Source organism: Pseudomonas sp. GCEP-101 (assembly GCF_025133575.1).
Lineage (GTDB): Bacteria > Pseudomonadota > Gammaproteobacteria > Pseudomonadales > Pseudomonadaceae > Pseudomonas > Pseudomonas nitroreducens_B.
Genome location: NZ_CP104011.1, coordinates 5434491 through 5461336, shown reverse-complemented (window position 1 = coordinate 5461336; position 26846 = coordinate 5434491). Strand labels below are relative to the sequence as shown.

Here is a 26846-nt window from a genome sequence, read left to right as displayed (position 1 = left end):
TCAGGGAGCCCCACCATGATGAACGCCATGCAGATGCCGATGAACACCAACGCCATGATGCCGATGATGGGCATGCCCATGATGATGGCGACCATGGAATGCGAGATGCTCGACGACGGCATGATGTGCAAGATGAAGCCGGCCATGGGCATGGAAATGGCCATGTTCCGCAACAGCGCCGAGATGATGGCGATGATGATGAACTGCGGCATGCCGATGATGATGCACTGCGGCAACATGATGATGATGGGCATGTCCCAGTCCGCCATGGCCATGATGCCGATGATGGGCATGATGAACCCGATGATGCAGATGCCGATGATGGGCATGAACATGGGTATGCCGACCATGAAGTGCATGATGGAATGCTCCATGCAGGGCGACATGATGATGTGCAAGATGATGCCGATGCAGGGCATGAACATGGAGATGTTCAAGAACTGCTGCATGCTGATGAACAAGATGATGGAGTGCGGCATGCCGATGATGATGAGCTGCAACGGCATGCCGATGATGTGCTGCACCTGCTGATCGCGGCGCGCTGAACACAAAAGGCCCGGTGGGTTACCCCACCGGGCCTTTTTCATGTCAGTTTTCTTGCGGCGTTCGACTCAGTCCAACCGCTCCGCGTACGTCGTCACCAGGTACGCCACCGCTTCGCTGTCCGCCGGGTTGCGGTAGCTGTGCGGCTGGTCGGCGTAGAACAGGATGGAGTCGCCGGTGCCGAGGAGGAAGCGTTCTTCGTTGACGCTGATTTCCAGCACGCCCTGGGCGACTACCAGGTTTTCCTGGGTGCCGGGCGCGTGGCCGGTGGACTGTTCGGTGGCCAGGCCCTTCAGGCGCAGTTCGTAGAATTCCACCTGGCGCGAGACGTCGAAGGGGAACAGCGCGCGGCTGACGAAGGCGCCATCGCCGCTGACCAGGCGTTTGCTGTCGCGGGCAGGCAGCACCGCCACGCCGTCGAAGGCGCGGTCGTCGAGGAAGGCGGCGACCGAGACCTTCAGGCCCTGGGCGATCTTGCAGAGCACCTTGATCGACGGCACGCTGCGGCCGGACTCGATCTGCGCGAGCATGGTGCGGCTCACGCCGCAGAGGCGGGCGAGGCCGTCGAGGGACAGGTTGCGCTTGGCGCGCAGGCGCAGCAGGTTGCTGGCCACGCGCTCGCCGATGGGGTCTTCGGGAGTGCCGGGAGTCGTGTCGAACTCCACGGCCGGCAGCTCCGTGGAAAGCGACAGGCCCATGGCTCAGGCCTCGCGGCGGCCGCTGTCGCGGCTCTGCTGGACGATCTGGAAGGCATCGTAGCCGGCGCGCTGGGCATACAGCATCCACATCAGCTCGGCCTGGCGGCGTGCCTGACGGCGCGTGCGGTGGCGGGCGAGGTCGATGATGTTGTCGGTGCGGTCCATGGCGGCTCCAGAAGGCTTGCAGACAAGCCGGTTGCGGTGAAGTTGGAGCTACCTTAGCTGCGATCCTGTTAGAACCAGAAATACTGAATTAGCATTTGGTAATTACTTATTCAGCTATAACGGCCGTGACGGGAAGTCCGCCTGCACGGCCACGGACACCGCGTCCGGCCGCCAGAATTCCTGGTCGAATTCCACCAGCAATCCATCCTCGGCGTAGTTGAGCCGTTCCAGCACGAGGTTGCTCGCGCCGGAGGCGAGTTGCAGCAGCTCGGCGTGGTCGTCGTTCACCGTGCCCAGGCGCAGGTTCAGCGTGCAGCGCGTCTGCACCTTGCCGAAGCGTTCGCGCAGCACGGTGGTCAGCGAGCGATCCAGGCGCGCATCGAGCAGGTCCGGGCACCAGCTGGCGAGCAGGGTGTTGATTTCCACCAGCACCGGGCGGCCGTCGATCAGGCGCCGGCGGTGCAGACGGAAGACCGGCTCGTCCGGGGACGGCAGGTTCATCCGCGCCGCGAGCCAGGCACCGGCCCGGCGGCGCTCGGCGCTCAGGCATTCGGTGAGCGGCTCGCGGCCCTGCAGGCGCACGTAGTCCATGAAGCTGACCAGACGCGTCGGGTCATAGTCGATACGCGGCGGGCTGAGGTACCAGCCGCGGCGGTTCTCGCGGTAGATCAGCCCCTCGGTTTCCAGCTGTTGCAGGGCCTGGCGCAGGGTGACGCGGGTGCAGTCGAAGCGCTCGGCGAGGTCGCGCTCGGGCGGCAGCTTCTGTCCGGCGAGGAAGCGCCTCTGGGCGATGTCCGCGGCCAGTTGGTCGCGGATGCGCGCGTAGTGCGGCGGGATGGCCTGGTAGAGCATGGCGACCCTCAGGAATGGCCGGCGGCGAGAGCCGGCGGTTCGTCATGCAGTTCGCGCTGCCAGGCCAGCAGGCCGTAGATCGCCAGTACCACGAAGCCGGCGTAGAGCCCGGCGGTGAGGTACAGCGCCTTGTAGAGGAACACCCCGGTGTAGACGACGTCGAGGATGATCCACAGCCACCAGCTGGCGACGTACTTGCGCGCGGCCCAGAAGCTCGCCACCAGGCTGAAGGCGGTCAGCGCCGCGTCCAGCCAGGGCAGGGCGGCGTCGGTATGGGTGTGCATCGCCCAGCCCAGGGCGAGTGCGCCGACGGCGCCGGCCAGGCAGCTGGAGAGGGCGGTGGCCAGCGGCAGGCGTTCGACGCGCACCTTGCCGTGGTCGCTGCCGCCCTGGCTCCATTGCCACCAGCCGTAGAACTGCAGCACGACGAAGACCAGTTGCAGGAGCATGTCGGAATACAGCTTCACGCTGAAGAAGATCCAGGCGTACAGCAGCACCGCCACCACGTTCACCGGCCAGCACCAGCGGATGCGCCGGGCGGTGAGCCAGACGCCGAGCACATTGACGATCACCGCGACGATTTCCAGAGCAGACATTCGCACTTACCTCAGAAGTTGACGCTCGCCGTCAGGCGAGCCGTGCGCGGCGCACCCTGGAACAGGTAGCCGTCGCCGAAATATTCACCGACATCGCGCCAGTAGCGCTTGTCGAACAGGTTGTCGACGCTCAGCCGCAGCGTGGTCGGGTAGTCCCCGAGCCGCGTGCTGAAGCGCGCGCCGGCGTCATACACGGTGTAGCCGCCGACCTCCACCGCGCCGTCGCGGTCGGCGTACTTGGCCCCGCTGTAGCGCACCGTGCCGAGCAGCGAGAGCCCCGGCACGTCGGCCAGTGCGTAGTCGGCCTGCAGGCTCGCGCGCAGGTGCGGAACGTTGATCGCCTGGTGGCCCTCGTAGTCGTCCGTGCCGCTGTTGACGACGCGCGAGCGGATGGCCGCGACGCTGCCGCTCAGTTGCAGCGCGGAGGTTACCCGGCCACTGGCGGACAACTCCAGCCCGCTGTTCTTCTGCTGGCCCTGCTGCACGTAGGTGAAGGTGCCGTCGCCGTTGGGGCGGGCGAACTGGTAGGCCTGGTGGATCTGGAACAGCGCCGCGCTCCAGTCGAAGCCGGCCAGCTCCTGCTTGATGCCGAACTCGACCTGGCGCGAGGAGGTGGGCGCCAGGGTATCGCCGGCGTTGCTGGCGAACCAGGGCGCCTCGCCGCCCAGGGACAGGCCCTTGCTGTAGCTGCCGTAGATCGAGATGTCCTCGCGCGGCTTGAAGATCAGCGCGCCGTTGGGCAGGAACTCCGAGCGGCGGGTATGGCGGGTGGTGTCGCCATCGCTGTCGAAGGTGCGTTCGTCCAGGCGCACCTGGCGGCCGCCGAGCACCAGCTGCCATTGCTCGTTCAGGCTGATGCGGTCGCTGGCGAACAGGCCGTACTGGCGGCTGTCGAGGTGGCGATAGCTGTGGCCGGGCTCGCCCTCGGCGGGCGCCACGGCGCCGATGCCGGTGTAGATGTTGCCGGTGCCGACCCACTCGTTGAGCTCCGGGCGGCTGTCCAGCACGCGGCGGAACGCCGAGGTGCCGACCGTCAGCTCGTGGCGCAGCCAGCCGGTGGCGAACTGGCCGTGCAGCGCGGCTTCCAGTTCGTCGTTGCGGCGGGTGTCATCGGGGCTGCGGAAGTCGTAGAGGTCGTAGTCGCCCTCGGGACTGAAGTAGTTCGGCACGGCCGAGTCGGCACAGCTGGCGGCGCCATAGCAGCCCCAGGGGAAGGCGCTGTAGTCGTCGATCACCACCTTGCTGCGCGAGGCGCTGAGGGTGCCGGTCCAGGCATCGTCGAAGCGGTACTCGAAGCGCGTGTTGAGGTTCAGCGATTCGATGCGCACCGGGTCGGCCCAGCTCTGGTAGCCGAGGCGGTCGTGCGGGTCGATGCCGTGGGGCAGTTCGCTGCCGCCGAGCAGCTGGTAGCCCGGCGCCGAGGGCTGGCGGCGGTTCTGGTATTCGGCGTCGAACTGCCAGAGCGCATTGGGCGAGAGGTTCCAGTCCAGGGCCAGGGAAGCGAAGTCGCGCTTGCCGTCAGTGTGGTCGATGTAGGAGCGCAGGTCCTCGTGGGCGAGGTTCACCCGCACGCCCACGGTCTGCTCGCCGTCCAGCCAGGCGCCGACGTCGGTGGCCAGGTAGCGGCCGCCCTCGTCGTCGGTGCCGAGGGTCACCGAGCGCACGTCCTGGGGGCGCTTGGTGACGTAGTTGATCACCCCGCCGGGTTCGGACACGCCGCTCTGCAGGCCGGACAGCCCCTTGAGCACCTCGACCTGTTCCTTGTTCTCCAGCGCCACGTTCTGCTCGCCGGTGATGGTGCGGCCGTTGATCTTGTAGCTGCTGGCGGCGTTGAGCGAATAACCGCGGATCTCGAAGTTCTCGTAGTAGCCCACCGGCGCATAGGCCTCGCCGGTGGAGGCGTCGTTCTTCAGCACGTCGCTGAGCAGGCGCGCCTGCTGGTCCTTGAGCAGCGCCTGGTTGAACACCGAGATGGCGGCGGGCGTGTCCAGCAGCGGCGCCTCGCCGAAGCCGCCGACCGAGGCGCGGTTGCTGGCGTAGCTCTGCGTGTCATGGCCGATCACCGTGACGGTGTCCAGGGTGGTGGCTTCCTCGGCCTGGCCGGGGCCGCTGGCCAGCAGCACGGCCAGGGTCAGCAGGCTGAGGGGAAATCGCGTGCGCGCGGGGCGCGGCAGGTACTGCATGGAACGCTCCTGAAAATCGCCGGGGCGTGCGCCGGGAATGCACGGGGCAAAGCCCCTCCCGCGCGAAACGGATGGCCGTGGATGTGAGACGTGATTGCCCGCGGGCGGGCTGTCAGGCCGGAGCTGCTCCGGTGGTCAATGGCAGGGCAGGCTCTGCGGCCCACTCCTGCAGCGAGCCGTCGTAGATCGCGACCCGCGTTTCCCCGGCCAGCGTCAGTGCCAGGGCAAGAGCGGCAGCGGAGATACCGCCGCCGCAGTACAGCAGCAAGGGCGGCTCGGCCTGACGCAGCCCGGCGAGGGCCTGGTCCAGGGCTGCACCGCGGCGGTAGCGGCCGTCGTCGTCGAACAGTGTGCGTGCCGGCAGGTTGCGGCTGCCGGGGATGTGCCCGCGGCGGGCATAACGGGTAATGGCGCTGCCATCGAAGAGGGCCGCGGACAGGGCGCAGACGAGCGTGCCGGCCGCGGCACCGGCCACGACGTTCTCGACGTGCCGGCGGTCGATCCAGAAGCCGTCGCGGTACTGTGCCGGGGTCGACAGTGCGCCGCGTCGCGCCGCGGGCAGGTCCGCGCGCTCCAGCGGGTGGCCCGCGGCGATCCAGGCGCGCAGCCCGCCGTCGAGCACCCTTGCGTCGAGGCCCAGGCTGCGCAGCATCCACCACAGGCGCGCGGCCCAGAAACCGTCGCTGCCGTCGTAGATCACGATCTGTGAGCCATCCTCGATCCCCAGCGCTTGCAGGGCATCCAGCGCCTGCTCCGCGTCCGGCAGGGCGAAGCTGAAGGTCGCCCCGCTAGCCGCCAGGTCGACCAGCAGGTCGGCATGGCGCGCACCGCGAATGTGCCCGGCGAGCCAACCGGCGTGGCCGCTGGTGACGCGGTAGTCGCCGTCGAACTCGGGCGCGGCCAGTTCGACGCTGGCGTCCAGCAGGCGCAGTCGCGGGTCGTCCAGCGTGGTGGCGAGTTCTTCGGGGCTGATCAGGATGTCGGTCATATCAAGCCACCTTCGCGGCCAACTGGCGCACATGATTCAGCAGACGCTGGCCTTCGCTGTCCAGGAACCAGCGCGTGTGGCCGATCAGGTAGTTGTCGTAGGCCAGCGAGGCGCTGTCGGCCTGGCCGAGGATGCCGTGGAAGTAGATGACCTCGGACAGGGCGAAATCCGCATGCACCAGCGGCAGCAGTGCGGCCAGTGCGAGCAGGTCGTCGCGGCCCAGCGGGCGCACGCTGGCGTAACCGGCCAGCAGCGCGTCCAGGGCATCGAGATCGGCCACGGCGCTGCGGCCCTGGTCCAGTTCCAGCCAGGGCACCAGGTTGCGTTCGATGGCGGTGGCCAGGTCGAACAGCGCGAAGCTGCGGTCGCTCAGGCCGAAGTCGAGCACCGCAGCCACCTGCGCCTGCGGGCCGTCTTCGCTCCACAGCAGGTTGGAGGCGTGCCAGTCGTTGTGGGTCCAGAGCGACGGCTGGCGCTGCAGGTAGGGCAGCAGCGTGCGTTGCAGCGGCAGGTGCAGCTCGGCCAGGGTCTGCTTCCATGGGCGCGCCTGCAGGTAGTCGGCGAGGGCGGGCGCCTGGGGGAAGGTCGCCTCGATGGCGGCCAGCGGGTCCGCCGCGCCGAACAGGTTCAGGTTGCTCAGCAGCACACCTGCGCTGCGCGAGGGGGCATCGAAGCCTTCGGCGGCGCGGTGCAGTGTGGCCAGCGCGGCGCCGGCGGCGAAGGCGTGGGCGTTGTGCTGGAACGGCGTCCAGGACAGCGCGTCGCGGTACAGGTCCAGCCCCTCGGCCTTCTCGTGTACCTCGTAGGTCCAGCCGTCGCGGGCGATGGCGCTGCGGCCGGCGCCATCGCGCAGCACGCGGGCCACCGGGGCGCCGCGGCGGGCCAGGTGATCGAGGAAGGCGTGTTCTTCCGCCAGCCAGGCCGCCGTGCGCACGCTGGGGTGGTGGCGCTTGACGAACAGCGGGCCGCTGTCGGTCGCCACCAGCGCGGCGGCGGAGAACGGGCGCGGGCTGTGCCAGAGCAGGCGTGCCTCGCCGCCCACCTGGGGGAAGCCCGCCAGCAGGGTGGCCACTTCCGCCTCGGTCAGGGCCGGCCAGTCGGGCTCCACCGGTTCCAGGCCCATGCCGTGGCTCAGGCGTTTCGTCATGCTGGGGTCTCCACTTGCCAGGCATTGCTGGTGGCGCCGCGCCAGATTTCCGGGTCGCGCAGCACACCATAGTCATGCAGCCACTGGGCGTAGGGCTGCAGCAGTTCCTCGCGCTGTTCGCCCCAGCGGCCTTCGTGCAGCCAGCTGGGCGCGATGCGCCGCAGGGATTTTGCCAGCATCTCGTGGGGGAAGTACGGAATGGTGCGTTCGTAGACGGGCAACGCGGCTTCCGGCTCCGCCGCGGCGGCGAGGAATCCCCGCGCGGTGACGGCGAGGAAGCGTCGGGCGACGTCCGCGTTGGCATCGAGCCAATCCTCGCGGGCGCCCAGCAGGTAGCTGTGATAGGGCGGTGCGCCGATCTCGTCCACCGGCAGGACCACGCGGCGTTCCTCGGCGATGGGGCTGGGCAGCAGCGCCTCCCAGGCCCAGTAGCCGCCGAAGCTGGCGTCGGCGAGGCCGGCGGCCAGGTCCTCGGGGCGCAGCTCGCGGAAGCCCGCATCGACCAGCTCGACCGCGTCGGGGTCGCCACCATCGCGGGACACCAGGTGGCGCACCATGGCCAGGCCACGCGGGGTGGGGTTGAGCGCCAGGCGTTTGCCCTGCAGATCACGGGGGCGGCGAATGCCGCTGTCGGTGAGGGTCTGGATCGACTCCAGGCCGCGATGGTTGATCGCCGCCACGCCGATCAGCGGCTGGCCCAGCTCGCGGCGCACCAGCAGGCGGTTGCTGGGGAATACGCCAAACGCAGCGGCGCCGCGTGCCAGGTGGTCCAGGGTGTCGCCGTGGTAGGGGTCGTGCACCACCAGTTCCACGTCCAGCCCCGCATCGCGGTACCAGCCGCGTTCACGGGCGAGGTAGAAACCGGCCGAATTGGGCCAGGGGTGGAAGTATTCGAGCATGACCCGCAAGGCAAACATGAAACCTTTCTCCGAAACGGCCAACGGCCGGCAACTGCGATGGAGCGTATTGAAGGGGAGAGTATTTGGTATATACCAATATGAATTTAACTGGTTTTTATAACTGGAAGGAATAGAAGGCCGGCTCCTCCCGAGGGTGAATGGGGAGCGGTTATGAGTCCATGCGATTTCGGTATTTAGCGCGCTGGATGGCGCTGGATAGAGTGGCGACCCCTTACTATCGCTTCGGTTTCCCATGACTGACACCCGTCAGCAACTCACCCGGCAGATCATCGAGGCCGGACGTTTCCTTTATGGCCGCGGCTGGTCGCCGGCTACCAGCAGCAACTACTCGGCGCGCCTGGCCGCCGACCGCGCGTTGCTCACCGTCTCCGGCAAGCACAAGGGCCAGCTCGGCGAGGACGACCTGCTGGAGACCGACCTGGCCGGCAACAGCCTGGAGCCGGGCAAGAAGCCGTCGGCGGAAACCCTGCTGCACACCCAGCTCTACGCCTGGCGTGGCGAGATCGGCGCGGTACTGCACACCCATTCGGTCAACGCCACCGTACTGTCGCGTCTGACGGTGGGCGACCGCCTGGAGCTGGAAGGCTACGAACTGCAGAAGGCCTTCGCCGGCGTCACCACCCACGAAGACCGCGTCACCGTGCCGATCTTCGACAACGACCAGGACATCGCCCGCCTGGCCGCCCAGGTGCAGCCCTGGCTGGATGCGCATCCGGATTGCCCCGGTTACCTGATCCGCGGCCACGGCCTGTACACCTGGGGCCCGCGCATGAGCGATGCGCTGCGCCAGGTGGAGGCGTTCGAATTTCTCTTCGCCTGCGAGCTTGCGCTGCTGAGCCTGGGCGGCCGGCGGGATTAGGAGGCTCCGACCGCGGCGCGGCGGAAGGCCACCACGCGGTTGCGCCCGCCGTTCTTGGCCTGGTACAGCGCACTGTCCGCCGATTGCAGCAGCTCGGCCCAGTCGCTCGGGCTGAACTGCGACGTGCTGGCCACGCCGATGCTCAGGGTCAGCACGCCCAGGGGCCCGTGTTCGTGCGGCACCCCCAGGGCCTGCAGGCCTGCGCGGATCTGCTCGGCCAGGGCCTGGGCGTCGGCTTCCCCGCTGTCGCCCAGCAGCACCACGAATTCCTCGCCGCCGAAGCGTGCCGCGCAATCGGCGGGGCGCCGCGAATGTTCAGCGATCACCCGGGCCACGGTTTTGAGCGCCGCGTCGCCGGCGGGGTGGCCGTAGTGGTCGTTGTAGGCCTTGAACTTGTCGATATCCATCAGCATCACCGCCAGCGGCGCGCCGCTGCGCTGGTAGCGCGCCCATTCGTGGCCGGCGCGCAGGTCGAAGGCGCGGCGGTTGTTCAGGCCGGTCAGCGGGTCGGTGCTGGCGGCCAGGCGCAGCTCGGCCTCCTGGCGATCGCGTTCGCGCATCTGGCGCAGGGCGATGAGCGCCAGGCCGAGCACCGCGGCGACCAGGGAGACCCCCAGCAGGCCGATCAGGCTGGCGCGCCAGTACCAGTCCTCGTAGATCTCGCGGGAGGGCAGGGCGACGCTGAATACCAGCGGGTAGCCTTCCACCGGACGGAAGTCGTGCCAGCGTTCCAGCCCGTCGTTGTTGGTATCGAAGAAGTTCTCCGCACCGTTGCCCAGGTAACGCTGGAAGGATTCGTTCAGGGTCGCGGTGGGTTCGCTCTCGGGCCAGTGGGCCAGCAGCGTACCGTCGCGCATGTGCAGGCTGACCGTGCCGCCCTCGCCCAGGTTGAGGCCGCTGAACAGTTCGCTGAAGTAGGCCAGTTCGAGGTTCGCGCCGACCACGCCGGCGAAACTCCCGTCCTCGCGTTCCAGGCGACGGCTCAGGGCGATGCTGTTGCGGGCATTGTTGGAGTAGGGGATGTACGGGTGGCTGAGATAGGGCGCGTCGCTGCGCGAGACCCGTAGCGCCTGGAAATACTCGCGGCCGGAGAGGTCGATGCGTGCGGGCACTTCCTTGCCGAAGCTGTAGGTCGCGACGCCGTCGGCATTGGTCAGGAACACCGAGCCCATGCCGCGGGTGGGCGCGGTGTAGGCCCTGAGCAGCAGGTTGCGGGTGTCCATCGACAGCCCGCGGATCTCCGGCTGGGCATGGACGTGGGCTATTGCCTGCAGGGTCATGTCGTAGAGATCGAGGTTGCGCTGGATGTCGCGCTGTACCAGCAGGGCGATGTTGTGGCCGTTGGCGCTGGCGACCTCGAAGGCGTCGTGACGCATTTCCAGAATGGCCCAGGCGGACAGCACGCCAATGGCGCCGGTCAGGCCCAGGCTGGCGAGGAGAACGGTAGTCGAACGGCGGATCGGCATGCCGGTATCCATACGAAGGCAGGTGGAGGCGGGCGCACATCGGTGCGCGCCTCAAGGCATATAGCATCTATCGGGCGGGTTGTCCGGCAGGAGCGGTTGTGCAGACGCGGAGGATGTCCGCGATAACCGTCGGTGCGATGCACACCGCGCGCCGACGGAGTCCGCTCCTGCACGAAAGGTCATGGCAGGCCTCCCCCAACCCCTTCGGAGCGGGGCGCGTAGCCAGGGTCAGGGAGAGGGACAATCGTCGGCAAGGAGTTTCAGGTAAACACCGTCGCTCCTGCGGCTTCCCCACACCGCCGGGCAAAAAAAATGCTGCCTGGAACAGGCAGCATTCATAGGTCACGCACCTTTGGTGACTGAGTCCAGCTTGCCGGCGCGAGATTAAGCTTTGATGAAGGCCCACGCCGAGGTCTGTTGCACCCGCCGGCCTTGACATCGCTCTCGGCCGGCTCTCAGCCCAGCCGGTCGCCATTGGCAACCGTGCGGTCCATCAATCGGATGCTGTCCCGGCCGCCGCGCTTGGACTCATAGAGCGTCGCATCGCCTTGCTCGATCAGCGCCGCGAGGCTGGCTGGCGGCTGGTCGAACAGGTCGGCGCCAATGCTCAGCGTCACCGCTTGCGGCGTGGCGAAGCTCTGCGCGGCCAGGGCATGGAATTGCTCGCGCAGCGTGCCGGCCAGCGCCATCACCTGTTCACTGGCGACGCCGCCCAGCAGGATGACGAACTCGTCACCGCCCAGGCGCGCCGCCACCGCCCGCTCCGGCAGCGCGGCCCGGATCATCTCGCTCAGCGCCACCAGCAGGCGGTCGCCGGCGGTGTGGCCGTGCAGGTCGTTGACCTGCTTGAAGTTGTCGATATCGATCAGCAGCAGGGCGCCGGGGCGCTCCGGGGAGACGTCCTCGAACACGCGTGGCGCGCGGACTTCCAGCGCGCGGCGGTTGTACAGGGCGGTCAGCGGGTCGCGGGCGGCAAGGCGGGCGATTCGCTTCTCGCGGCGGTAACGCTCGGTGCCGGTCATCGACAGGGCAATCAGCATGATCGCCATCGCGCCCTCGACCAGGGAGATCTGGATGATCTCGCCACGAAAGGCTGCCAGGTCGATCAGCGTACCGGGAATGATCGCTGTCGCGCCCTTGGCCAGGTAAAAGACGCCGTGCACCAGCATCACGTAGCGCAACTGCACGGCGCCTACGCTGAGGGACTTGCCGTGGGGGCGCAGCAGGAAGCTGGCGCGCAGGGAGAGCAGGGCGACCAGCCAGGAGTTGGCCAGCAGCATCAGCCTGGACCACAGCGGGCCGCCCTCGGGCAACGCCAGCAGTGCCATCCAGGTCAGCGGCAGCAGCAGCCAGCCGCGCGACAGCCGGGTGTCGGTGAACTTCGCCACGCCGTAGAGGAAGAACCAGTGGGCCAGCACCAGCAGGCCATTGGCGAACCAGACGCCTACTACCAGGTAGCCGCCCATGCGCAGCAGCGCGAGGGTCGAGCCAAGGGAAATGGTGGCGAAGCCGGCGCTCCAGAACAGCAGCGAGCGTTCGCGCACGCTGCGCCACTCGATGGCCAGGTACAGCGCTGCGGCCGCAGCAAGGGCGACCGAGATGGTCAACATGGTGGGTGGATCGAGGGCCATTTTTGAAACCGTACTGCACCAACGGCGAAAGCGCGATTGTAAGCGCCCTGGGCGGCTTTCCGGTATGCCAGGCAGCCGCTGCCGGTCGGGTAAGCCGTTGTCCCGGTGCGCCTGGGCGGCGCGTCTGCCGCTTTGGTCGGGTTGCGCGGGCCGCCAATGGCCACCAGACTGCCGGGCTCATGTGACTGTCGGAGGGGGCTGGGAGGCCCAAGACCATGGAAAAGCTGCCGCGCCGGCGCTGGAGTCCGCTCTGGTTGCTGATCGTCATCGCCAGTTACCTGATCGCCATCCTGTTCACCGTGGCCCTGGCCGGGCTCGGCTGGATCCTGTTCTCCGGCGGGCTGGACCTGACCGTGGTGAAGGAACGCCGCTACCTGCTGTTGGGGAGCGGCGGGCTGATGCTCGCCGTGGCGGCCTATATCCTGCTGATGTCGATTCCCACGAGCCTGCTCTCCACGGTGCGCCGCCAGCGGCCTTGAGCACGCTACAGGAGTGAACTTGCGCGCAATGAAAAGCGGCACGCCTTGTGTCGCGCCACATTAAATCCTAGGAAAAAACGCCCGACCTTTCCCTCAGGCATCCCGGAATCGGTTGATTCCCCCTCGATAACCAAACCTGCACGCTCGTCCAAATAAGCGTTTGCAGGCACTGGTTCGGTCTTCTGGCCCACCTCCTGCGCTCACCCATCGCACAAGGAGGTCGGGGCATCATGCAGTTCGAAACGCCGCTGTTTTTCGATCACAACCGACACAAAATCCAGATTCAGGACTTCGATGGTCTGCTGGACATCGTCTCATTCCACGGGGAAGAAGGCCTCAGCCAGCCGTACCGCTACACCATCGAGTTGACCTGTTCGCAGCACGACATTCCCGCCGACCGCTTACTGGGCAAGGAAGCCCGCTTCAGTCTTCACCCGCCTCCCACGCCGGTGCCCTACATCGGCATGCCGGTACCCGCCAGCGAACCGCTGCGCACCCTGTATGGCGTGATTACCGGCTACCGCCGCCTGGCGGCGTCCGCCGATGAAACCCGCTATGAGGTCACCTTGCAGCCTCGCCTGGCCCTGCTGGACAGGGGACGGCAATACCGGGTCTACCTGCAGAAATCCGTTCCCGAAATCGTCGAGAGCGTCTTTCGCAGCGAGCGGCATCATTGGGCTGGGCAGGATTTCTTCTTCCAGCTGACCCGCGAATACCCAACTAGGGAACAAACGCTCCAGATTGGCGAGTCGGACCTCGCCTTCGTCAACCGCCTGCTCGCCGAGGTCGGCATCTGGTATCGCTTCACAGCCAACGAGAAATTGCGCATCGACGTCGTCGAGCTGCACGACGACCAAAGGGCCTACGAACGCGGCGTCAGCCTGCCTTACCAACCCCAGTCCGGCACCAGCAGCGACGGCCACGATGCCGTCTGGCAATTGCAGTCCAGCCATGGCGTTGTCGAGCAAAACGTCCACTTCCTGTCCTACGACTATCGTGACGCCAATGCCTGGCTCCAGGGCGAAGTCGACCAGTCCCGTGGCGACCCGACCACCTATGGCGAGGCATACCATTACGGCGAAAACTATGGCGTGCTGGGAAATGCGTACGCGCAGGACGAAAACCTGCAAAGCGAGTCGGGCTTCTTCTACGGCCGCCTGCGCCATGAACGCTACCTCAACCAGCAGACCCGTCTCGGCGGCATCACCAGCAGCGCCGCCCTCGCACCCGGCCAAGTCCTCAAGGTCGACGGCGCGCCGCAGGCCTTCGCACCCGGCGCGGTCATCACCCGCGTGGTCACCCGCGCCGCGCGTGACAGCAGCTTCATCGCCAGCTTCGATGGCATACCCTATTCCGAAACCGTCTGCTTCCGCCCGCCACTTCTGCCCAAACCGATCATCGCCGGCACCATTCCCGCCCGCGTTACCAGCTCGCAACCCAACGACCTGTACAGCCACATCGACATGCAGGGCCGCTACAAGGTTCGCTTCCTCTTCGACCGCGAGGCGGCCAGTTGGGGTGACGGCCAGGAGAGCGCCTGGCTGCGCCTTGCCCGGCCCTATGGCGGAGACGCCCATGGTCTGCACCTGCCACTGATCCAGGGCACCGAAGTGGCCATCGCGTTCGAGCAAGGGGATATCGACAAGGCGTTCATCGCTTTTGCACTCCACGACAGCCGCCACACGGATGTCATTACCCTGCGCGAATACAAGCGCAACAGGTTGAGAACACCCGCCGACAACGAGCTGAGAATCGAGGATAACCGCGGGCGCGAGCACGTCCATTTGCGCAGCCCCCACAGCGGGCAAAGCCAGCTCAACCTGGGCCATCTGGTCACCGGCGAAATGCCGGCGCGACGCCGCGGCGCTGGCTTCGAACTGCGCACTGATGCCCACGGTGCTCTGCGCGCTGGCAAAGGCCTGCTCATCAGCACTGACGAGCAAACCAACGGGCTGGGCGAGCAGCTCGACATGCAGCCCGCCGAAAGCCTACTCAAAGGTGCCGTGCAGCAGATGCGCGAGCGCGCCGAGGTTGCCCAAGCGCACCACAACCTGAAACCCGATACCAAGAGCCTCGCCGCCTTCCGTGAGGCCGCCAGCCAGCTCAGCCAACCCGCCATGCTCCTCAGTGCCCCGCGCGGCATCGGCGTGCTCAGCCCGCAAAGCCTCCTGCTCGCCAGCAGCAAGGCCCTGTACCTGCAAAGCGCTGGCGAGGTGAACCTCGCCAGCAACGGGCGCATGGCCGCCCACAGCCAGCAGGCCATCTCCCTGCTGGCGCAGCAGGAAGGCATGCGACTGGTCTCCGGCAAGGGCCCGCTGGAGGTGGAATCCCACGCTGACACCCTCGCGCTCACCGCCCTGAAGGACATCACCCTGCAATCGGTAGAAGGGCACCTGCAGATCACCGCCAAAAAAGGCATCACCCTCGCCAGCGGCGGCGCCTACATCCACCTCTCGCCCGAGGGCGAAATCCAGATCCACGGCCCCACGCTGCTCAGCCTCAAGGGCCGCCACCGCTGGCAAGTGCCCACCCGGCAGAACTTCCCGCTGCCCGAGTTGCCCAGCTCCGTGTGCAAGGAGTGCTTGAAGCGCGCCCGTGAAATGCAGGAAGGCTTCGCCAACCGCGAGGCCAGCGCATGAGCCAGCCCAACATTGCCCAGTGGCTCACCCTGCTCGAAGCCGGCTGCGCCGACGTGCCCATCACCTGGCTTGACCTCATCGTGGACCAGGCCGGGGGGCGGCCGCTGCTGGCCAGCACCCGCAGCGTGGAGCCGGCCCTGGCCTGCCAGTCGCTGTTCAGCGGCCTGCCGGAGGAGGGTGCCGAAGACCTCGCCCCGCTGTTGGTTCGTATCGACCTCCAGCAGCCCATCCACCGCCAGTGGTTGCACGGCTTGCTGCAGGAGTGCGCCGGCAATGCGCAACTGCTCGTGCTGGCCTGCACCTGGCCCTTCGACGTGCTCGCCAGTTACCTCGGCCGCTGCCTGGAGGCCTGCAACGGCGGCCAGCTCGGCCTGCTGCGCTACTACGATCCGCGCGTGTTCCCGGTGCTCTTCAGCCAGGTGCTGCAGCCCGAGCAGCAACGCGAACTGCTGCGCCCAGCGGTGTTCTGGAGCTGGCTCGACCGCGACGGCCAGCCCCAGCACCTGCCCGGCCTGGGCGAGGAGGAAGAGGGCGCCGCCGACTTCCAGCGGCTCGAACTCAGCGATGCCCAGCGCGAAACCCTCGGCTGCGCCAGCGAAGCCGGCCGCTTGCTCGACACGCTGAAGGATGACCTGCCCGCCGGCGCCTTGGCCGAGCAGAGCTTCAATGCCTGCTACGCCGCGCTGCTCGCCGCCACCGAGGCGGGCGTGATTGTCGATAGCCAGCGCGAAGCCTTCGCCCGCGCAAAGCTGCCCTTTGCCACTCCCTTATTGCCTACCGCCAGTACGCAAGGAAATGGAAGCCATGCCTGAGCTGATTCCGCCTACCTCATTCGTCGCCGTGCTCGGCGGCCTGCTCGCCAGCCTGCTGGTGCCGCCCGCCCAGGCCACCAGCACCATCTATGGCATCAACCACACCCACTGGGCGATCAACCATTTCAGCGTCGATGGACGTTCGGCCATCGACATCATCGGCCCCTATCAGGGCGGGGGTGGCGGCTGCTGTTATGCGCCGCCCAAGCAATGGACACCGGGGATGACGGTGCGGGTGGATTGGGAGACGGGAGTAGGTAGTTCTGAAGGCTTCCCAGGCTTTGCTGATGAAGCTAAGTACGAAGCATGGGAGCGAAATATCGAGGCCCAAAAGCGTCAGCACAGCAAATTAGTCGCTGTTCCTGACTACACCGGCCAAAAAGTCTGCGGCATCAGCGTGCACTTCCTGCCCTGCGACCAGGTGCAGGTAACCACCTCCTGCTACCCCTACGGCACCCCGCAGTACCCGATCAAAACCCCGCTGCAATTGCCGGAGCCCAAGTCATGTCCGAAGTGAAGCCAGAGAAGGCGCCGCCGCCCGTCAAGCCGTTTTACTATCCGCCGCAGTTTCCGGTGGCTGGCTTCCTTCCCCGCAACCCGCGCCAGGTGCTGGATAACCTCGAGCGCCAGCGCAACTGGGAGCGCGACTACCACGACGCCCTGGCTGTGGCTGCCGGCAAGCCCGTGCCGCCCCCGTGCAGCAAGACCATGCATATCAGCCTGTTCTTCGATGGCACCGGCAACAACCTGAACAACGACCTGTACCTGTCGGCTATTCCGCACCCTACTAACATCGCCCGGCTGTTCCGCGCCAGCATCGGCGCCGGCTATGCCGGCGGTACCGCCCATGCCGCCAGCAAGGCCCAGGGCCTCACCGATGCCAGCGGCATAGGCCACGACCAGTACTGCAAGTACTACATGCCCGGTGTCGGCACGCCCTTCCCGGAAATCGGCGACCTGGACTACAGCACCCCGGGCCTGGCCCTGGCCCGCTATGGCGAGGAACGCATTAACTGGGGCCTGCTGATGATCATCGATGCCCTGCGCCGCATGGTCGGCCTGCCCAGCCTGGATGCGCCGGCAACCAGGGACCTTGTAAGGGGAATGACCACGAACTACCTCGCCTTGGGTTTCGGCGGCGAAGGCCAGCGCCGGCGTGTCTTCCAGGCCGAGCTGAACAAGCCCGAGCTGGCCAAGCCGCTGCTCGCCGCGCTGACCAGCACCGGCAACAGCGCCTCGCGGCTGCTGGGCATCAAGCTCTACGTCTATGGCTTCTCCCGCGGCGCGGCGGCGGCGCGGGCGTTTGTCTATTGGCTGTCCAAGCTGTTGCACCACCCCGGCAAGGACGAGGCCGGCAAGGAGCGGCCCGCCGAGCACTGCCTGATGCTCGGTGAGCAGAAGCTGCCGCTGAGCGTGGAATACCTCGGCCTGCTGGACACCGTGGCCTCGGTGGGCGTGGTGCACCTGGTGCCGATTGCCGAGGGCCATATGGGCTGGGCCAGCGGCAACCAGGAGTTGCCCAGCGAGGCCATGTACGGCGGCTGGATCAAGCGCTGCCTGCACATCGTCGCCGCCCACGAGCAGCGCCTGTGCTTCCCGCTGGATTCGATCCGCCGCACCAATGGTGAGTACCCGTCCTGTGCGGTGGAAGTGCTGCATCCGGGCGTGCACTCGGACCAGGGCGGGGGTTATCCGCCGCAAGATCAAGGGAAGGGATACAGCGAGGGAAATAGCAAAGGGGATAGCCTGCTATTGTCGCAGATCGCATTACACAGCATGTACGCTGATGCGTTTGCCCGAGGTGCTCCCTTGAAGGTGCCGAAGGATGTGTTGCCAGCTAAACTGCGCAGCGATCAATGGCGGGAGATGGAGCCTCAGGCAGTTCGAGAGTTTCGCGTGTCTCCGGAACTCATCGACCGCTTCAACGCCTGGCGCCAACTCACCCTTGGCCTGCACGCCGAGCCCCAGCCGCTACCGCCAGCGCTGGCCGATCACTATACGCCGACTGTCGCATCGACCAGCCTGGAGCGCGCCTTGCAGGACCAGATGGGCTGGATCACCGCCTGGCGCATCGACCGCTATGCCTTCATGTCCATGGAGGGCAAGCCGTTCTACGAAATGGCCACCGACACTGAAAGTGGCGAGCTGGAGAAACGGCAGGCCAAGGCTCGCCGCAAGGAGAAGCAGAAGGAGGTCGAGGCGCGCCGCCGCGAGCAACTGGATAACGAGAAGGACCCCGATCGCCCGAGCCAGCCGCTGGAACCCGGCCCCAAGGACTTCGACCCGGACATGGGCAAGACCCAGCTACGCGAAGGCGCCAAGGAGTTCGGCGAGGACTATCGAGGCACCCGCCGTACCCCCACCGGCACCTATGAAATGGTGGTCAATAGCGTGCCGTTAGAGATGTTCTACCTGATCAACAGCGACGACGAGCTGGCCGAATACCTGCGCATGAAGGAGCTGGGCCGCCAGCGCGTCAAGGAGCTGTTCCCGCCGCCGCCGGGGCGGGTCAACCACCAGAACGAAAAAGACCGTGGCCCGGTGGATGAAAGCCAGAACGAGCATCTGCTCACCGGCCAGGTGCGCGCGCTGTTCGACAACCAGGTGCACGACTCCCGCGCCTGGTTCCTCTACACCGCCCTGGACGGCCAGCGCGAACCGTGGAACGGCTACTTCCGCGAGCGCATGGTGTATTTCGGCGATGCGCAGAACAAGAAGCTCTCCCTGCTCAGCATCGCCGGCGGCATCGTCGGCGCCTCGGCGATCGTGGGTGGGGTGATCTACGTCGTCAGCCAGAAGAGCCTGAAGGACAAGCTGGACGCTCTGAGCCTGCTGAACAAGGTCGACCCGAAGTGGATGGCCGACAAGATCTCCATCCTCGACAAGGCCACCGGCCTGCCGGTGCCCATGCTGCCCGACGCCGCCGCCCTGCAGGCGCCCACCAGCCAGCTTGGCGCCCTGGCCAAGCAGCAGCGCACGGCCATTACCGCCATGCGCGTCGCCCAGGCGCAGCAGGCCATTGCCGCGCGTTGGCCGGCCTACGAGTCGACGCTGGGGGAGGTGCGCGATGCCCTGGTGTGAAGTGGCTACTTTTCCTGCAAGGAGTTCCCTGATGCGGATGCTCGTTCGGCGCCACCTTCGGCGCGCCGCCCTCGGCCTGCTGCTGACCCCGGCGGCCCAGGCCACCAGCACCATCTACGGGGTCAACCACACCCATTGGGCAATCAACCATTTCAGCGTGGATGGCCGCTCGGCGGTGGACATCATCGGCGCCTACCAGGGCGGGGGGGGGGCTTGTTGCTACGCACCGCCTAAGCAATGGACGCCGGGGTTGACGGTGCGGATTGATTGGGAAACCGGTGTCGCCGGTACGAAAGGATTTCCTGGTTTTGCAAATTGGGAAAAGTACCTTGCGTGGCAGGAAAAGATGGAAGCACAAACACGCCAACACAGCCAAGTGGTCCCTATTCCCGACTACACGGGGCAAAAAGTCTGCGGCCTCAGCGTGCACTTCCTCCCCTGCGACCAGGTACAGGTGACTACCTCCTGCTACCCCTACGGCACGCCGCAGTACCCGATCAAGCTGCCGCTGAAGCTGCCTGAGCCGAAGTCCTGTCCGGCCAGCGGCAGTGTGCAGGGGGCCAGGCGATGAAGCCGGTGATTCGCCAGGGCGACACCCTGCGTCCCCACGGCGGCCAGGTGCTGGAAGGGCACTACGATTGCCTGGGCCTGCCCATTGCCTGCCAGGGCGATGCGGTGCGCTGCAATCAGCACGGTATGACGCGCATCGCCGAAGGCAGCCAGGCCTGGGTCAACGACCGCCCTGTGGCGCTGGAGGGGCACCGCTGCGCCTGTGGCTGCGCGCTGTTGAGTTCCACGCCGGACTTCCTGGTAGACCCATGAGGCCCGAGCCGCAGTTCCGGCCCTTCCCGCTGGCCCGCGCGCCGCTCTATACGCGCTGGTGGATCGCGGGCGCGGTGCTGATGGCCCTGGTGGGCGGTGGCGGGGTGATGCTGCGGCCATTCATCGAGCCACGCCTGGCGGCGCTGCTCGGTGCCTGCCTGTTGCTGGTCTGGATGCTGCTGTTGCTAGCGCGCACGCTGTATTACCGGTTGAACCAGCACTTGGCCCAGGCATACCGCGAGGAGGTCGAGCGGCAGCAGCAGCGTTGGTGGACGTGGCATCGTCAGCCGGTGGCGCTGATCGAGGCCGTGCTGATCGGCCCCATGGGTAGCAGCTTCGCGCAATGGCGGCGGGTATTGGCCGGCAAGGAGGCGCCGCCCGTACCCAGTCAGGAGGGCGCAGGTGCAGCCTTGCGCCTGCTGCAGGTGTTCGGCGGCGAGGCCGCCGAGCGCGAACGGCAACTGGCGCAGTTGCTGGTGCAGGCCTGGCGCCAGCAACAGCCGGAGGAGGTGGTGATGCAGCCCCTGCGCTGTTACTGGCAAGGCTCGCCCAGCGCCTGGGAGGCCTTTGCCGGGCAACTGGCGCTGGACTTCCCCGACGTGCAGTTGCCGGCGCAGCCGGAACCCTGGCAGGGGCTGGCCAGCATCACGGCGATTATCGATTGCCTGCACGGCGCTGCCGAGGACGCCCGCGTGCTCTGCGCCGGTTGCCAGTCCACGGTGGCTACCGCGGGTGCCGCGCTGCCCGCGGGTGAGGCGGCGGTGCTGTGGTTGCTGGGCACATCGGGGGATGTGCGCTTTGCCCGCGGGGAATGGCTCAGCGCCGGGGCCGAAGAGCCGGCGGCGGTAGCGCGGCGGGCGCAACGGCAAAGCGGCCTGGAGGAGGCGCCGGAAGCCTGCGTGAGCTTTTCGCCGCCCGAGGAGCTGGCACTGGAGGGCCTTGAGTGGAACCTCCCACACCATCGGCAGGATGCGCACTTTGGTGAGCTGCAAGGCTTGCAGGCCATGGTGACGCAGACGCTGGCCGCCTGTTTCGCACGGCAACACGGGAAGCCCTGCGCCTGGCTGGCCAGGGACCCGCAGCATGACTTGGCGATGGGAATCGTGAGCGCTGATGAAACAACGAGCTGAAACCCCGAAAGCGTTTGCCTGGAGCACGCTTTTGTTGATGGCGGCACTGGTGGCGTTGCTGGTGCTCGGCGGCGCGGTAGCCTGGTGGTTGTGGAGCGGCGCGCGCCCGCTCGACCGCGCCGTACTGGAGGACTACCTGAAGTTGGCACTGGTGAGCTGGGTGGTGCTGTTCAGCGTGTTCGCGCTGGCGTGGCTACTGGTGCAAAAGGGTGTGCGCCGATTGGTGCAGGACGTTCCCGTGGTGCCGTCGGTTGCCCGATCGAACAAGCCGGACGCGCAACCGGCATGGGCGGAGGTGCGCCGGCATTTGCGGGACAACTACGGTTACTTCTGGCGCCGCCACGTGCGGGTGCTGCTGGTGGTGGGTGAGCCGGACGAGATCACCGCCACCGCTCCTGGCTTGGGGGAAGAACAGCGCTGGCTGGAGGGGCAGGGCACGCTGTTGCTGTGGGGCGGTAGCCTGCAAGGCGAGTGGCAATGCGACTGGCCGACGAACCTGCGCAAGCTTTGCGGACGGCAGCCACTGGATGGCGTGGTGTGGGCACTGACCGCAGAACAGCGCGACGAATGCCTTGGCCACGGGGTGGGCCGTCTGCGCACCCTGGCGCAAACGCTGCGCTGGCAGACGCCGCTGTACCTGTGGCAAGTGGCCCCGCTTGGCTGGCCGCAGGAAGCGCTCGGGCGCCAGGCGGTGGGCTGCTTGTTGGCGCGTGGGGCGTCGGCGGGGCAGATCGAGCAGTCTTTACGTGCACTGGTCACGCCGCTGCGCGAGCGTGGCCTGGAGCAGATGGCCGGGAACCGCGCGCAGGATTTCCTGCTGCGCCTGTCGCGAGACCTGCAAGCCCACGGCATTCATCAGTGGCGTGATGCGTTGGCTCTCTTGATGCCCAGCTTCGCCCGCGGTGTGCCCTTGCGCGGCCTGCTGTTCGCGGCCCCGCAGGAACCCGTCGCAGAGGCTCAGGGCAAGAACTGGTGGCCGCCGCCAGCGTGGGAGTCCATCCGCCACGATGAGCAGGGACGAGGTCGTACCCTGGGCTGGACCTGGCTGCGTGGCACCTATGCCGCCGTGCTTGGCCTGGCCGGCCTGTGCCTCCTCGCGTTGCTGCTGTCGTTCGCCAGCAACCGCGCGCAGATCGCCACGGTGCAAGCGACGCTGGCGATGGTGAGCCAGCCGGGCGACCGGGGTGCGCAACTCATCGCGCTGAACGAGCTGACCCGCGAGCTGGGACGGCTGGAGTACCAGCGGGTGCACGGTGTGCCGTGGTATCAGCGTGTGGGCCTGAGCCAGAACGACGCTTTGCTGGCATCACTCTGGCCACGCTATGCCCAGGCCAACAACGCTTTGCTGCGTGACCCGGCGGCAACCAGCCTGCGCGCGCAACTCGGCGAGCTGGTGGCTCTGCCACCGGAAAGCCCTGAACGTGCGGAGCGGGCCGGCAAGGCCTATGAGCAGCTCAAGGCCTACTTGATGATGGCCCGTCCGGAGAAGGTAGACGCCACCTTCCTGACCCGCGCGCTGGTGCAGAACGAGCCAGTGCCACTTGAGGTCTCCCCGGGGCTCTGGCAGGGATTGGCGCCGGGCTTGTGGGGCTTCTATGCGCACAATCTGGCGGCGCATCCGCAATGGCGCATCGACGTCAACATGGCGTTAGTCAACCAGACCCGGCAGCTGCTGCTGGGTCAACTGGGGCGGCGTAATGGCGAGACGGCCCTGTATAACCGGCTGATCGAAGAGGCGGACAATCACTACGCCGCGATGGGGCTCTCAGAGATGGTCGGTGAGACCGATCCGTCGGCGCTCTTCGACACCCCGCAGAGCGTGCCCGGCGTGTATACCCGCCAGGCCTGGGAGGGCCACGTGCGCGAGGCGATCAAAAGCATCGCCAAGACTCGCCGCGAGGAAATCGACTGGGTGCTCAGCGACCAGCAGACAAACGTGGCCAGCGAACTGACACCAGAGGTGCTGGAGGCTCGCCTGACCGCGCGCTATTTCCAGAACTTCGGTGATGCCTGGCTGCGCTTTCTCAACAGCATTCGCTGGCGCCGCGCGCAGAACCTGGCGGACGTGATCGATCAGTTGACCCTGATGGGCGACGTGCGTCAGTCGCCGCTGATCGCGCTGATGAATACGCTGGCCTATCAAGGGCAGACCGAGGTCAAGGGCGAAGCGCTGACCGATTCGCTGATCAAGACCGCGCAGGACCTGTTGCACCAGGAGGCGAAGCCCGCCATCGACCAGCGCAGCAACGAGCCGCGAGGACCACTCAGCGATACCTTCGAGCCCTTGCTGGCGCTGATGGGTAAAGTACCGGCCGCCAGTGGCGCCAACGGTGTCGACGCGCTGAGCCTGCAAACCTTCCTTACGCGCGTCAGCCGGGTGCGGCTGAAGTTGCAACAGATCACCAACGCCAGTGACCCGCAGGCGATGACGCAGGCATTGGCGCAGACGGTGTTCCAGGGCCGCAGCGACGAGGTGACCGGCACCCTGGACTACGGCGCGCTGATTGCTGCCAGCCTGGGATCAGCCTGGAGCGGTTTCGGCCAAAGCCTGTTCGTCGAGCCGTTGAACCGCGCCTGGGAATCCGTGCTGCAGCCTTCGGCGGCAAGTCTTAATCACCTCTGGCAGTTTGCAATCGTCGATAACTGGGATCGTGCCTTCGATGGCCGTTATCCATTCTCGGCCACCGACAGCGATGCGTCGCTGCCGATGCTCGGGCAGATGATCCGTGCCGACAGTGGGCGCATCGAGCAATTCCTCACCCGTGAGCTGGGCGGTGTGTTGCGCAAGCAAGGCAACCGCTGGCTGCCGGACAGCACTCACGCCCAGGGGTTGCGCTTCAACCCCGAGTTCCTGGCTGCGGTGAACCAGCTCAGCGAACTGGCGGACATTCTCTACACCGACGGTGGCATGGGTCTGTCGTTTGCCTTGCAGGCCAAACCGGTGCGCAAGGTGGTGCAGACCAACCTGGTGCTCGATGGTGTGACCCTTGAGTACTTCAACCAGATGGAGAGCTGGCACCAGTTCACCTGGCCGGGCGGCACCGATCACCCGGGTGCCTCGCTGAGCTGGACCAGCCTCAGGGGTGGGGCGTGGCTGTTTGGCGACTATTCCGGGGTGTGGGGGCTGTTCCGTCTCCTGGAGCAGGCCACGGTCACGCCGCTGGACGATAGCGATACGCGATTTGAGCTGGTGCTCACCACAAGGGATCACCTGCCGCTGACCTGGCACTTGCAAACCGAGCTGGGACGCGGCCCGCTGGCTGTGCTGCAGTTGCGTAACTTCAAGCTGCCGGCGGAGGTTTTCCTGATGGCCTCGACCGACCCGCCACCCTTGGCGACGGATTGATCAGGCACCAATGCTGGAGATTTCCATGCAGATGAGTAGCGCAATTCAGTACGCGTTGCAGCGGTTGCAGTTCACCTGCCTGGATGAGTGGGCGGGCAATAACCATTCACATCGCTTCCAGTGCGGCCAGGGGCATGTGTTCCGTTACACGCCCACCGGCCTGCTTAGCTGCCCAAGCTGCCCACGCTGCCGCGAGCTGGAGCGAGTTCTCCGGCTCAAGCACAAGGTGGAACAGAGCGGCAGCGAGTGGCTGGATGAACAGTGGGTCAGCAGCACGGCGCTACATCGCTTTCGCTGTCGGCAGGACCCCAGCCATGAATGGCAGCGCACTTATGCTGACGCCCTACGCAGCCCTGGCTGCAGTCGCTGCCATGTCAATACGGGGCGGTACCGGATGGCCCAGGATGGCTTGCAGCGACTGCAGGCCCATGCCCATTCCCGAGGAGGTGAGTGCTTGGCTACGGTTTACCTGGGGTCGCAGCATAAATACCCATTTCGTTGTGCCCAAGGACATACCTGGCAATCACTGGCCACGCAGGTGCTTAGAGGCAGCTGGTGCCCTAAGTGTCAAATCGAGAGCCTTCGGCTTGGGATCGAGAATGCCCGTCAGCTTGCGGAGCAGAACCACGGCCGGTTTCTTTCCGACGAGTACCGAAATAGCCGCACAATCTATGATTGGATATGCGCAAAAGGGCATAAATGGCGGGCAAGTTGCGGAAATGTCAAGCGGGGCAGTTGGTGCCCCGTTTGCGCGAACATGGCTCGCACCAAGCCCGGTTCTGCCGCCTGGATGCGGTACAGGACGCACCAGTCGCGCGACGAGTGAGGTGCCCGCCATGGGGCGCGGTTCAGCCCGTCATTGCGAGTCGCCAATGCGCCGTGTGTCGGCAACCGGTGTACGACCATGAAGATTTCTCCTGCGCAGGAGATCTTTGTTGATCCCGCTCAGGAGGGGCGTAGCGTGAGCGGAGTATCGTGCGGCGGCGACTCGCAGCGACAGACTGCCAGCGCCTCAGGAGCCCCGTGTCATGCCCGAATCGATGAGTTTCAACCGTGCGCTGGTGGAGAAGTACGACCGTCCCGGCCCGCGCTATACCTCCTATCCCACCGCGCCGCAGTTCCATGGCGCCTTCGCCGCCGACGATTACCGCGCGGCTGCCCAGCGCAGCAACCAGGGCGCGGCCAAGCCGCTCTCGGTGTACATCCATATCCCGTTCTGCAAGAGCCTCTGCTACTACTGCGCCTGCAACAAGATCATCACTCAGAAGACTCACCGCGCCGTGGAGTACCTGGACTACCTGAAACGCGAGATTGCTCTGCAGGCCGCGCTGTTCGATGGCTCGCGCATGCTCACCCAACTGCACCTGGGGGGCGGCACGCCGACCTACCTGACCAGCGAGCAACTGGGCAACGTGATGAACTGCCTGCGTGAGCATTTCAGCCTCGATGAAAGCGATGCCCACGAGTTCTCCATCGAAGTCGACCCGCGCACCATCAGCCGCGAACGCATCGCCGAGCTGCGCGCCCAGGGGTTCAACCGCCTGAGTTTCGGTGTGCAGGATTTCGACGAGCAGGTGCAGTCAGCGGTCAATCGCGTGCAGAGCGAGCAGCAGGTGTTCGACCTGGTGCAGGCCGCTCGTGACGCGCGGTTCAAGTCGGTCTCGGTCGACCTGATCTATGGCCTGCCGTTGCAGACCGTGGCGAGCTTCGACACCACCCTGGGCAAGATCATCGCCCTGCGCCCCGACCGCATCGCCGCCTACAGCTACGCCCACCTGCCCGAACGGGTGCGCGCGCAGCGGCTGATCCGCCGCGAGGACATGCCACCGCCGGAGCGCAAGCTGGAACTGCTGGAGCTGACCATCCAGCGCGTGACCGCCGCCGGCTACGTCTACATCGGCATGGACCACTTCGCCCTGCCGGGCGATGAACTCACCGTCGCCCGCAACAACGGCACCCTGCAGCGCAACTTCCAGGGTTACTCGACCCACGCCGACTGCGACCTGATCGCCCTGGGCGTGTCGTCCATCAGCAAGGTCGGCGATACCTACGGGCAGAACGTGAAGGAGCTGTCGCAGTACTACGCACGGCTCGACGAGGGCCTGCTGCCGGTGCACAAGGGCTACCGCCTGAGCGACGACGACCGCCTGCGCCGTGACGTGATCAGCGCCCTGATGTGCCACGGCCGGGTGGACTACGCCCCGCTGGAGCAGCGCCACGGGATTCGCTTTGCCGAGTACTTCGACGGCTCGCTGCGGCAGTTGCAGGAGCAGGTCGGCGACGGCCTGATCGAACTGCACGACGATGCGCTGGTGCTGCTGCCCCAGGGCCAGCTGATGATGCGCAGCGTGGCGATGGCCTTCGATGCCTACCTGGGCGGGGCGCAGCAGGAGCGGTTCTCGCGCACTATCTGAGGCTGTCTGCTCCGCTGGAACGGCCCGCCGCAGGGTGGGCTGTTCTGTTTTTCAGCCTTTGCTGAATGCACCCGC

At 66.5% G+C, this 26846-nt stretch carries 23 protein-coding genes; 13 read left to right on the top strand and 10 right to left on the bottom strand.

What is annotated here, in order from left to right; translation table 11 throughout:
- Nucleotides 1-15 precede the first annotated feature (15 nt).
- The gene (locus N0B71_RS24625) at nt 16-531 is read left to right on the top strand and encodes a hypothetical protein (RefSeq protein WP_259755514.1); all 516 of its coding nucleotides are present in this window, start codon (nt 16-18) and stop codon (nt 529-531) included.
- 80 nt (nt 532-611) lie between these two features.
- Here the strand turns inward: N0B71_RS24625 and N0B71_RS24620 are convergent, their stop codons facing one another.
- The 8 genes from N0B71_RS24620 to N0B71_RS24585 all read right to left on the bottom strand — a co-directional run bounded on the left by N0B71_RS24620 (nt 612) and on the right by N0B71_RS24585 (nt 8089).
- Nucleotides 612-1241, bottom strand: a complete 630-nt coding sequence (locus N0B71_RS24620) for a helix-turn-helix domain-containing protein (protein ID WP_259755513.1) — start codon at nt 1239-1241, stop codon at nt 612-614.
- Between the two features lie 3 nt (nt 1242-1244).
- Entirely contained in the window at nt 1245-1406 is a 162-nt protein-coding gene (locus tag N0B71_RS24615; RefSeq protein WP_017519129.1) for a hypothetical protein, read from the bottom strand.
- Nucleotides 1407-1520: 114 nt separating this feature from the next.
- The gene (locus tag N0B71_RS24610) at nt 1521-2258 is read right to left on the bottom strand and encodes a UTRA domain-containing protein (RefSeq protein WP_259755512.1); all 738 of its coding nucleotides are present in this window, start codon (nt 2256-2258) and stop codon (nt 1521-1523) included.
- Nucleotides 2259-2266: 8 nt separating this feature from the next.
- The gene (gene pnuC, locus N0B71_RS24605) at nt 2267-2854 is read right to left on the bottom strand and encodes a nicotinamide riboside transporter PnuC (protein ID WP_243807697.1); all 588 of its coding nucleotides are present in this window, start codon (nt 2852-2854) and stop codon (nt 2267-2269) included.
- 11 nt (nt 2855-2865) lie between these two features.
- Nucleotides 2866-5037, bottom strand: coding sequence for a TonB-dependent siderophore receptor (locus N0B71_RS24600; protein WP_259755511.1), 2172 nt, complete (start codon nt 5035-5037; stop codon nt 2866-2868).
- Nucleotides 5038-5149: 112 nt separating this feature from the next.
- Complete coding sequence (locus N0B71_RS24595) at nt 5150-6025, bottom strand: sulfurtransferase (protein ID WP_259755510.1); 876 nt, start codon at nt 6023-6025, stop codon at nt 5150-5152.
- Nucleotide 6026: 1 nt separating this feature from the next.
- A complete protein-coding gene (locus N0B71_RS24590) occupies nt 6027-7172 on the bottom strand; it encodes a phosphotransferase enzyme family protein (protein ID WP_259755509.1) in 1146 nt (381 codons plus the stop codon).
- A complete protein-coding gene (locus tag N0B71_RS24585) occupies nt 7169-8089 on the bottom strand; it encodes an ABC transporter substrate-binding protein (RefSeq protein ID WP_259755508.1) in 921 nt (306 codons plus the stop codon). Before N0B71_RS24585 ends, N0B71_RS24590 begins: the two co-directional genes overlap by 4 nt.
- A 235-nt stretch (nt 8090-8324) precedes the next feature.
- Between N0B71_RS24585 and N0B71_RS24580 the strand changes: the two genes are divergently transcribed.
- Entirely contained in the window at nt 8325-8951 is a 627-nt protein-coding gene (locus tag N0B71_RS24580) for a methylthioribulose 1-phosphate dehydratase (protein WP_259755507.1), read from the top strand.
- Here the strand turns inward: N0B71_RS24580 and N0B71_RS24575 are convergent.
- Nucleotides 8948-10417, bottom strand: a complete 1470-nt coding sequence (locus N0B71_RS24575; protein ID WP_259755506.1) for a sensor domain-containing diguanylate cyclase — start codon at nt 10415-10417, stop codon at nt 8948-8950. The genes N0B71_RS24580 and N0B71_RS24575 overlap by 4 nt on opposite strands.
- 455 nt (nt 10418-10872) lie before the next feature.
- A complete protein-coding gene (locus tag N0B71_RS24570; protein WP_259755504.1) occupies nt 10873-12048 on the bottom strand; it encodes a GGDEF domain-containing protein in 1176 nt (391 codons plus the stop codon).
- Between the two features lie 215 nt (nt 12049-12263).
- Between N0B71_RS24570 and N0B71_RS24565 the strand changes: the two genes are divergently transcribed.
- The 11 genes from N0B71_RS24565 (at nt 12264) to hemN (ending at nt 26771) form a co-directional block, all read left to right on the top strand.
- Nucleotides 12264-12527, top strand: coding sequence for a hypothetical protein (locus tag N0B71_RS24565; RefSeq protein ID WP_259755502.1), 264 nt, complete (start codon nt 12264-12266; stop codon nt 12525-12527).
- Nucleotides 12528-12757: 230 nt separating this feature from the next.
- Complete coding sequence (locus N0B71_RS24560; RefSeq protein WP_259755500.1) at nt 12758-15166, top strand: type VI secretion system Vgr family protein; 2409 nt, start codon at nt 12758-12760, stop codon at nt 15164-15166.
- Entirely contained in the window at nt 15163-15978 is an 816-nt protein-coding gene (locus N0B71_RS24555) for a DUF4123 domain-containing protein (RefSeq protein ID WP_259755498.1), read from the top strand. Before N0B71_RS24560 ends, N0B71_RS24555 begins: the two co-directional genes overlap by 4 nt.
- Complete coding sequence (locus tag N0B71_RS24550; RefSeq protein WP_442964630.1) at nt 15962-16495, top strand: DUF3304 domain-containing protein; 534 nt, start codon at nt 15962-15964, stop codon at nt 16493-16495. Before N0B71_RS24555 ends, N0B71_RS24550 begins: the two co-directional genes overlap by 17 nt.
- A complete protein-coding gene (locus tag N0B71_RS24545) occupies nt 16483-19059 on the top strand; it encodes a T6SS phospholipase effector Tle1-like catalytic domain-containing protein (protein WP_259755495.1) in 2577 nt (858 codons plus the stop codon). Before N0B71_RS24550 ends, N0B71_RS24545 begins: the two co-directional genes overlap by 13 nt.
- A 31-nt stretch (nt 19060-19090) precedes the next feature.
- A complete protein-coding gene (locus tag N0B71_RS24540; protein WP_442964629.1) occupies nt 19091-19630 on the top strand; it encodes a DUF3304 domain-containing protein in 540 nt (179 codons plus the stop codon).
- Nucleotides 19627-19881, top strand: coding sequence for a PAAR domain-containing protein (locus N0B71_RS24535; protein ID WP_259755494.1), 255 nt, complete (start codon nt 19627-19629; stop codon nt 19879-19881). Before N0B71_RS24540 ends, N0B71_RS24535 begins: the two co-directional genes overlap by 4 nt.
- The gene (locus tag N0B71_RS24530) at nt 19878-21011 is read left to right on the top strand and encodes a hypothetical protein (protein ID WP_259755493.1); all 1134 of its coding nucleotides are present in this window, start codon (nt 19878-19880) and stop codon (nt 21009-21011) included. Before N0B71_RS24535 ends, N0B71_RS24530 begins: the two co-directional genes overlap by 4 nt.
- Complete coding sequence (locus N0B71_RS24525) at nt 20995-24357, top strand: ImcF-related family protein (RefSeq protein WP_259755492.1); 3363 nt, start codon at nt 20995-20997, stop codon at nt 24355-24357. The genes N0B71_RS24530 and N0B71_RS24525 overlap by 17 nt, the downstream gene beginning before the upstream one ends.
- 10 nt (nt 24358-24367) lie before the next feature.
- A complete protein-coding gene (locus N0B71_RS28330; protein WP_442964628.1) occupies nt 24368-25183 on the top strand; it encodes a zinc-ribbon domain-containing protein in 816 nt (271 codons plus the stop codon).
- A gap of 202 nt (nt 25184-25385) precedes the next feature.
- Nucleotides 25386-26771: an oxygen-independent coproporphyrinogen III oxidase gene (gene hemN / locus N0B71_RS24520; protein ID WP_259755490.1), complete on the top strand. Its 1386-nt coding sequence runs from the start codon at nt 25386-25388 to the stop codon at nt 26769-26771.
- Nucleotides 26772-26846: the final 75 nt, after the last annotated feature.

Bases quoted from the DNA above. Each gene is read 5' to 3' on its own strand.
- N0B71_RS24555 (WP_259755498.1), top strand. From the start codon at position 15,163: ATGAGCCAGCCCAACATTGCCCAGTGGCTCACCCTGCTCGAAGCCGGC.
- N0B71_RS24525 (WP_259755492.1), top strand. From the start codon at position 20,995: ATGAAACAACGAGCTGAAACCCCGAAAGCGTTTGCCTGGAGCACGCTT.
- N0B71_RS24590 (WP_259755509.1), bottom strand. From the start codon at position 7,172: ATGACGAAACGCCTGAGCCACGGCATGGGCCTGGAACCGGTGGAGCCC.
- N0B71_RS24570 (WP_259755504.1), bottom strand. From the start codon at position 12,048: ATGGCCCTCGATCCACCCACCATGTTGACCATCTCGGTCGCCCTTGCT.
- N0B71_RS28330 (WP_442964628.1), top strand. From the start codon at position 24,368: ATGCTGGAGATTTCCATGCAGATGAGTAGCGCAATTCAGTACGCGTTG.
- N0B71_RS24575 (WP_259755506.1), bottom strand. From the start codon at position 10,417: ATGCCGATCCGCCGTTCGACTACCGTTCTCCTCGCCAGCCTGGGCCTG.
- N0B71_RS24530 (WP_259755493.1), top strand. From the start codon at position 19,878: ATGAGGCCCGAGCCGCAGTTCCGGCCCTTCCCGCTGGCCCGCGCGCCG.
- N0B71_RS24615 (WP_017519129.1), bottom strand. From the start codon at position 1,406: ATGGACCGCACCGACAACATCATCGACCTCGCCCGCCACCGCACGCGC.
- N0B71_RS24580 (WP_259755507.1), top strand. From the start codon at position 8,325: ATGACTGACACCCGTCAGCAACTCACCCGGCAGATCATCGAGGCCGGA.
- N0B71_RS24620 (WP_259755513.1), bottom strand. From the start codon at position 1,241: ATGGGCCTGTCGCTTTCCACGGAGCTGCCGGCCGTGGAGTTCGACACG.
- N0B71_RS24550 (WP_442964630.1), top strand. From the start codon at position 15,962: ATGGAAGCCATGCCTGAGCTGATTCCGCCTACCTCATTCGTCGCCGTG.
- N0B71_RS24540 (WP_442964629.1), top strand. From the start codon at position 19,091: ATGCGGATGCTCGTTCGGCGCCACCTTCGGCGCGCCGCCCTCGGCCTG.
- N0B71_RS24585 (WP_259755508.1), bottom strand. From the start codon at position 8,089: ATGTTTGCCTTGCGGGTCATGCTCGAATACTTCCACCCCTGGCCCAAT.
- pnuC (WP_243807697.1), bottom strand. From the start codon at position 2,854: ATGTCTGCTCTGGAAATCGTCGCGGTGATCGTCAATGTGCTCGGCGTC.
- N0B71_RS24595 (WP_259755510.1), bottom strand. From the start codon at position 6,025: ATGACCGACATCCTGATCAGCCCCGAAGAACTCGCCACCACGCTGGAC.
- N0B71_RS24610 (WP_259755512.1), bottom strand. From the start codon at position 2,258: ATGCTCTACCAGGCCATCCCGCCGCACTACGCGCGCATCCGCGACCAA.
- N0B71_RS24545 (WP_259755495.1), top strand. From the start codon at position 16,483: ATGTCCGAAGTGAAGCCAGAGAAGGCGCCGCCGCCCGTCAAGCCGTTT.
- N0B71_RS24600 (WP_259755511.1), bottom strand. From the start codon at position 5,037: ATGCAGTACCTGCCGCGCCCCGCGCGCACGCGATTTCCCCTCAGCCTG.
- N0B71_RS24535 (WP_259755494.1), top strand. From the start codon at position 19,627: ATGAAGCCGGTGATTCGCCAGGGCGACACCCTGCGTCCCCACGGCGGC.
- N0B71_RS24625 (WP_259755514.1), top strand. From the start codon at position 16: ATGATGAACGCCATGCAGATGCCGATGAACACCAACGCCATGATGCCG.
- N0B71_RS24565 (WP_259755502.1), top strand. From the start codon at position 12,264: ATGGAAAAGCTGCCGCGCCGGCGCTGGAGTCCGCTCTGGTTGCTGATC.
- N0B71_RS24560 (WP_259755500.1), top strand. From the start codon at position 12,758: ATGCAGTTCGAAACGCCGCTGTTTTTCGATCACAACCGACACAAAATC.
- hemN (WP_259755490.1), top strand. From the start codon at position 25,386: ATGCCCGAATCGATGAGTTTCAACCGTGCGCTGGTGGAGAAGTACGAC.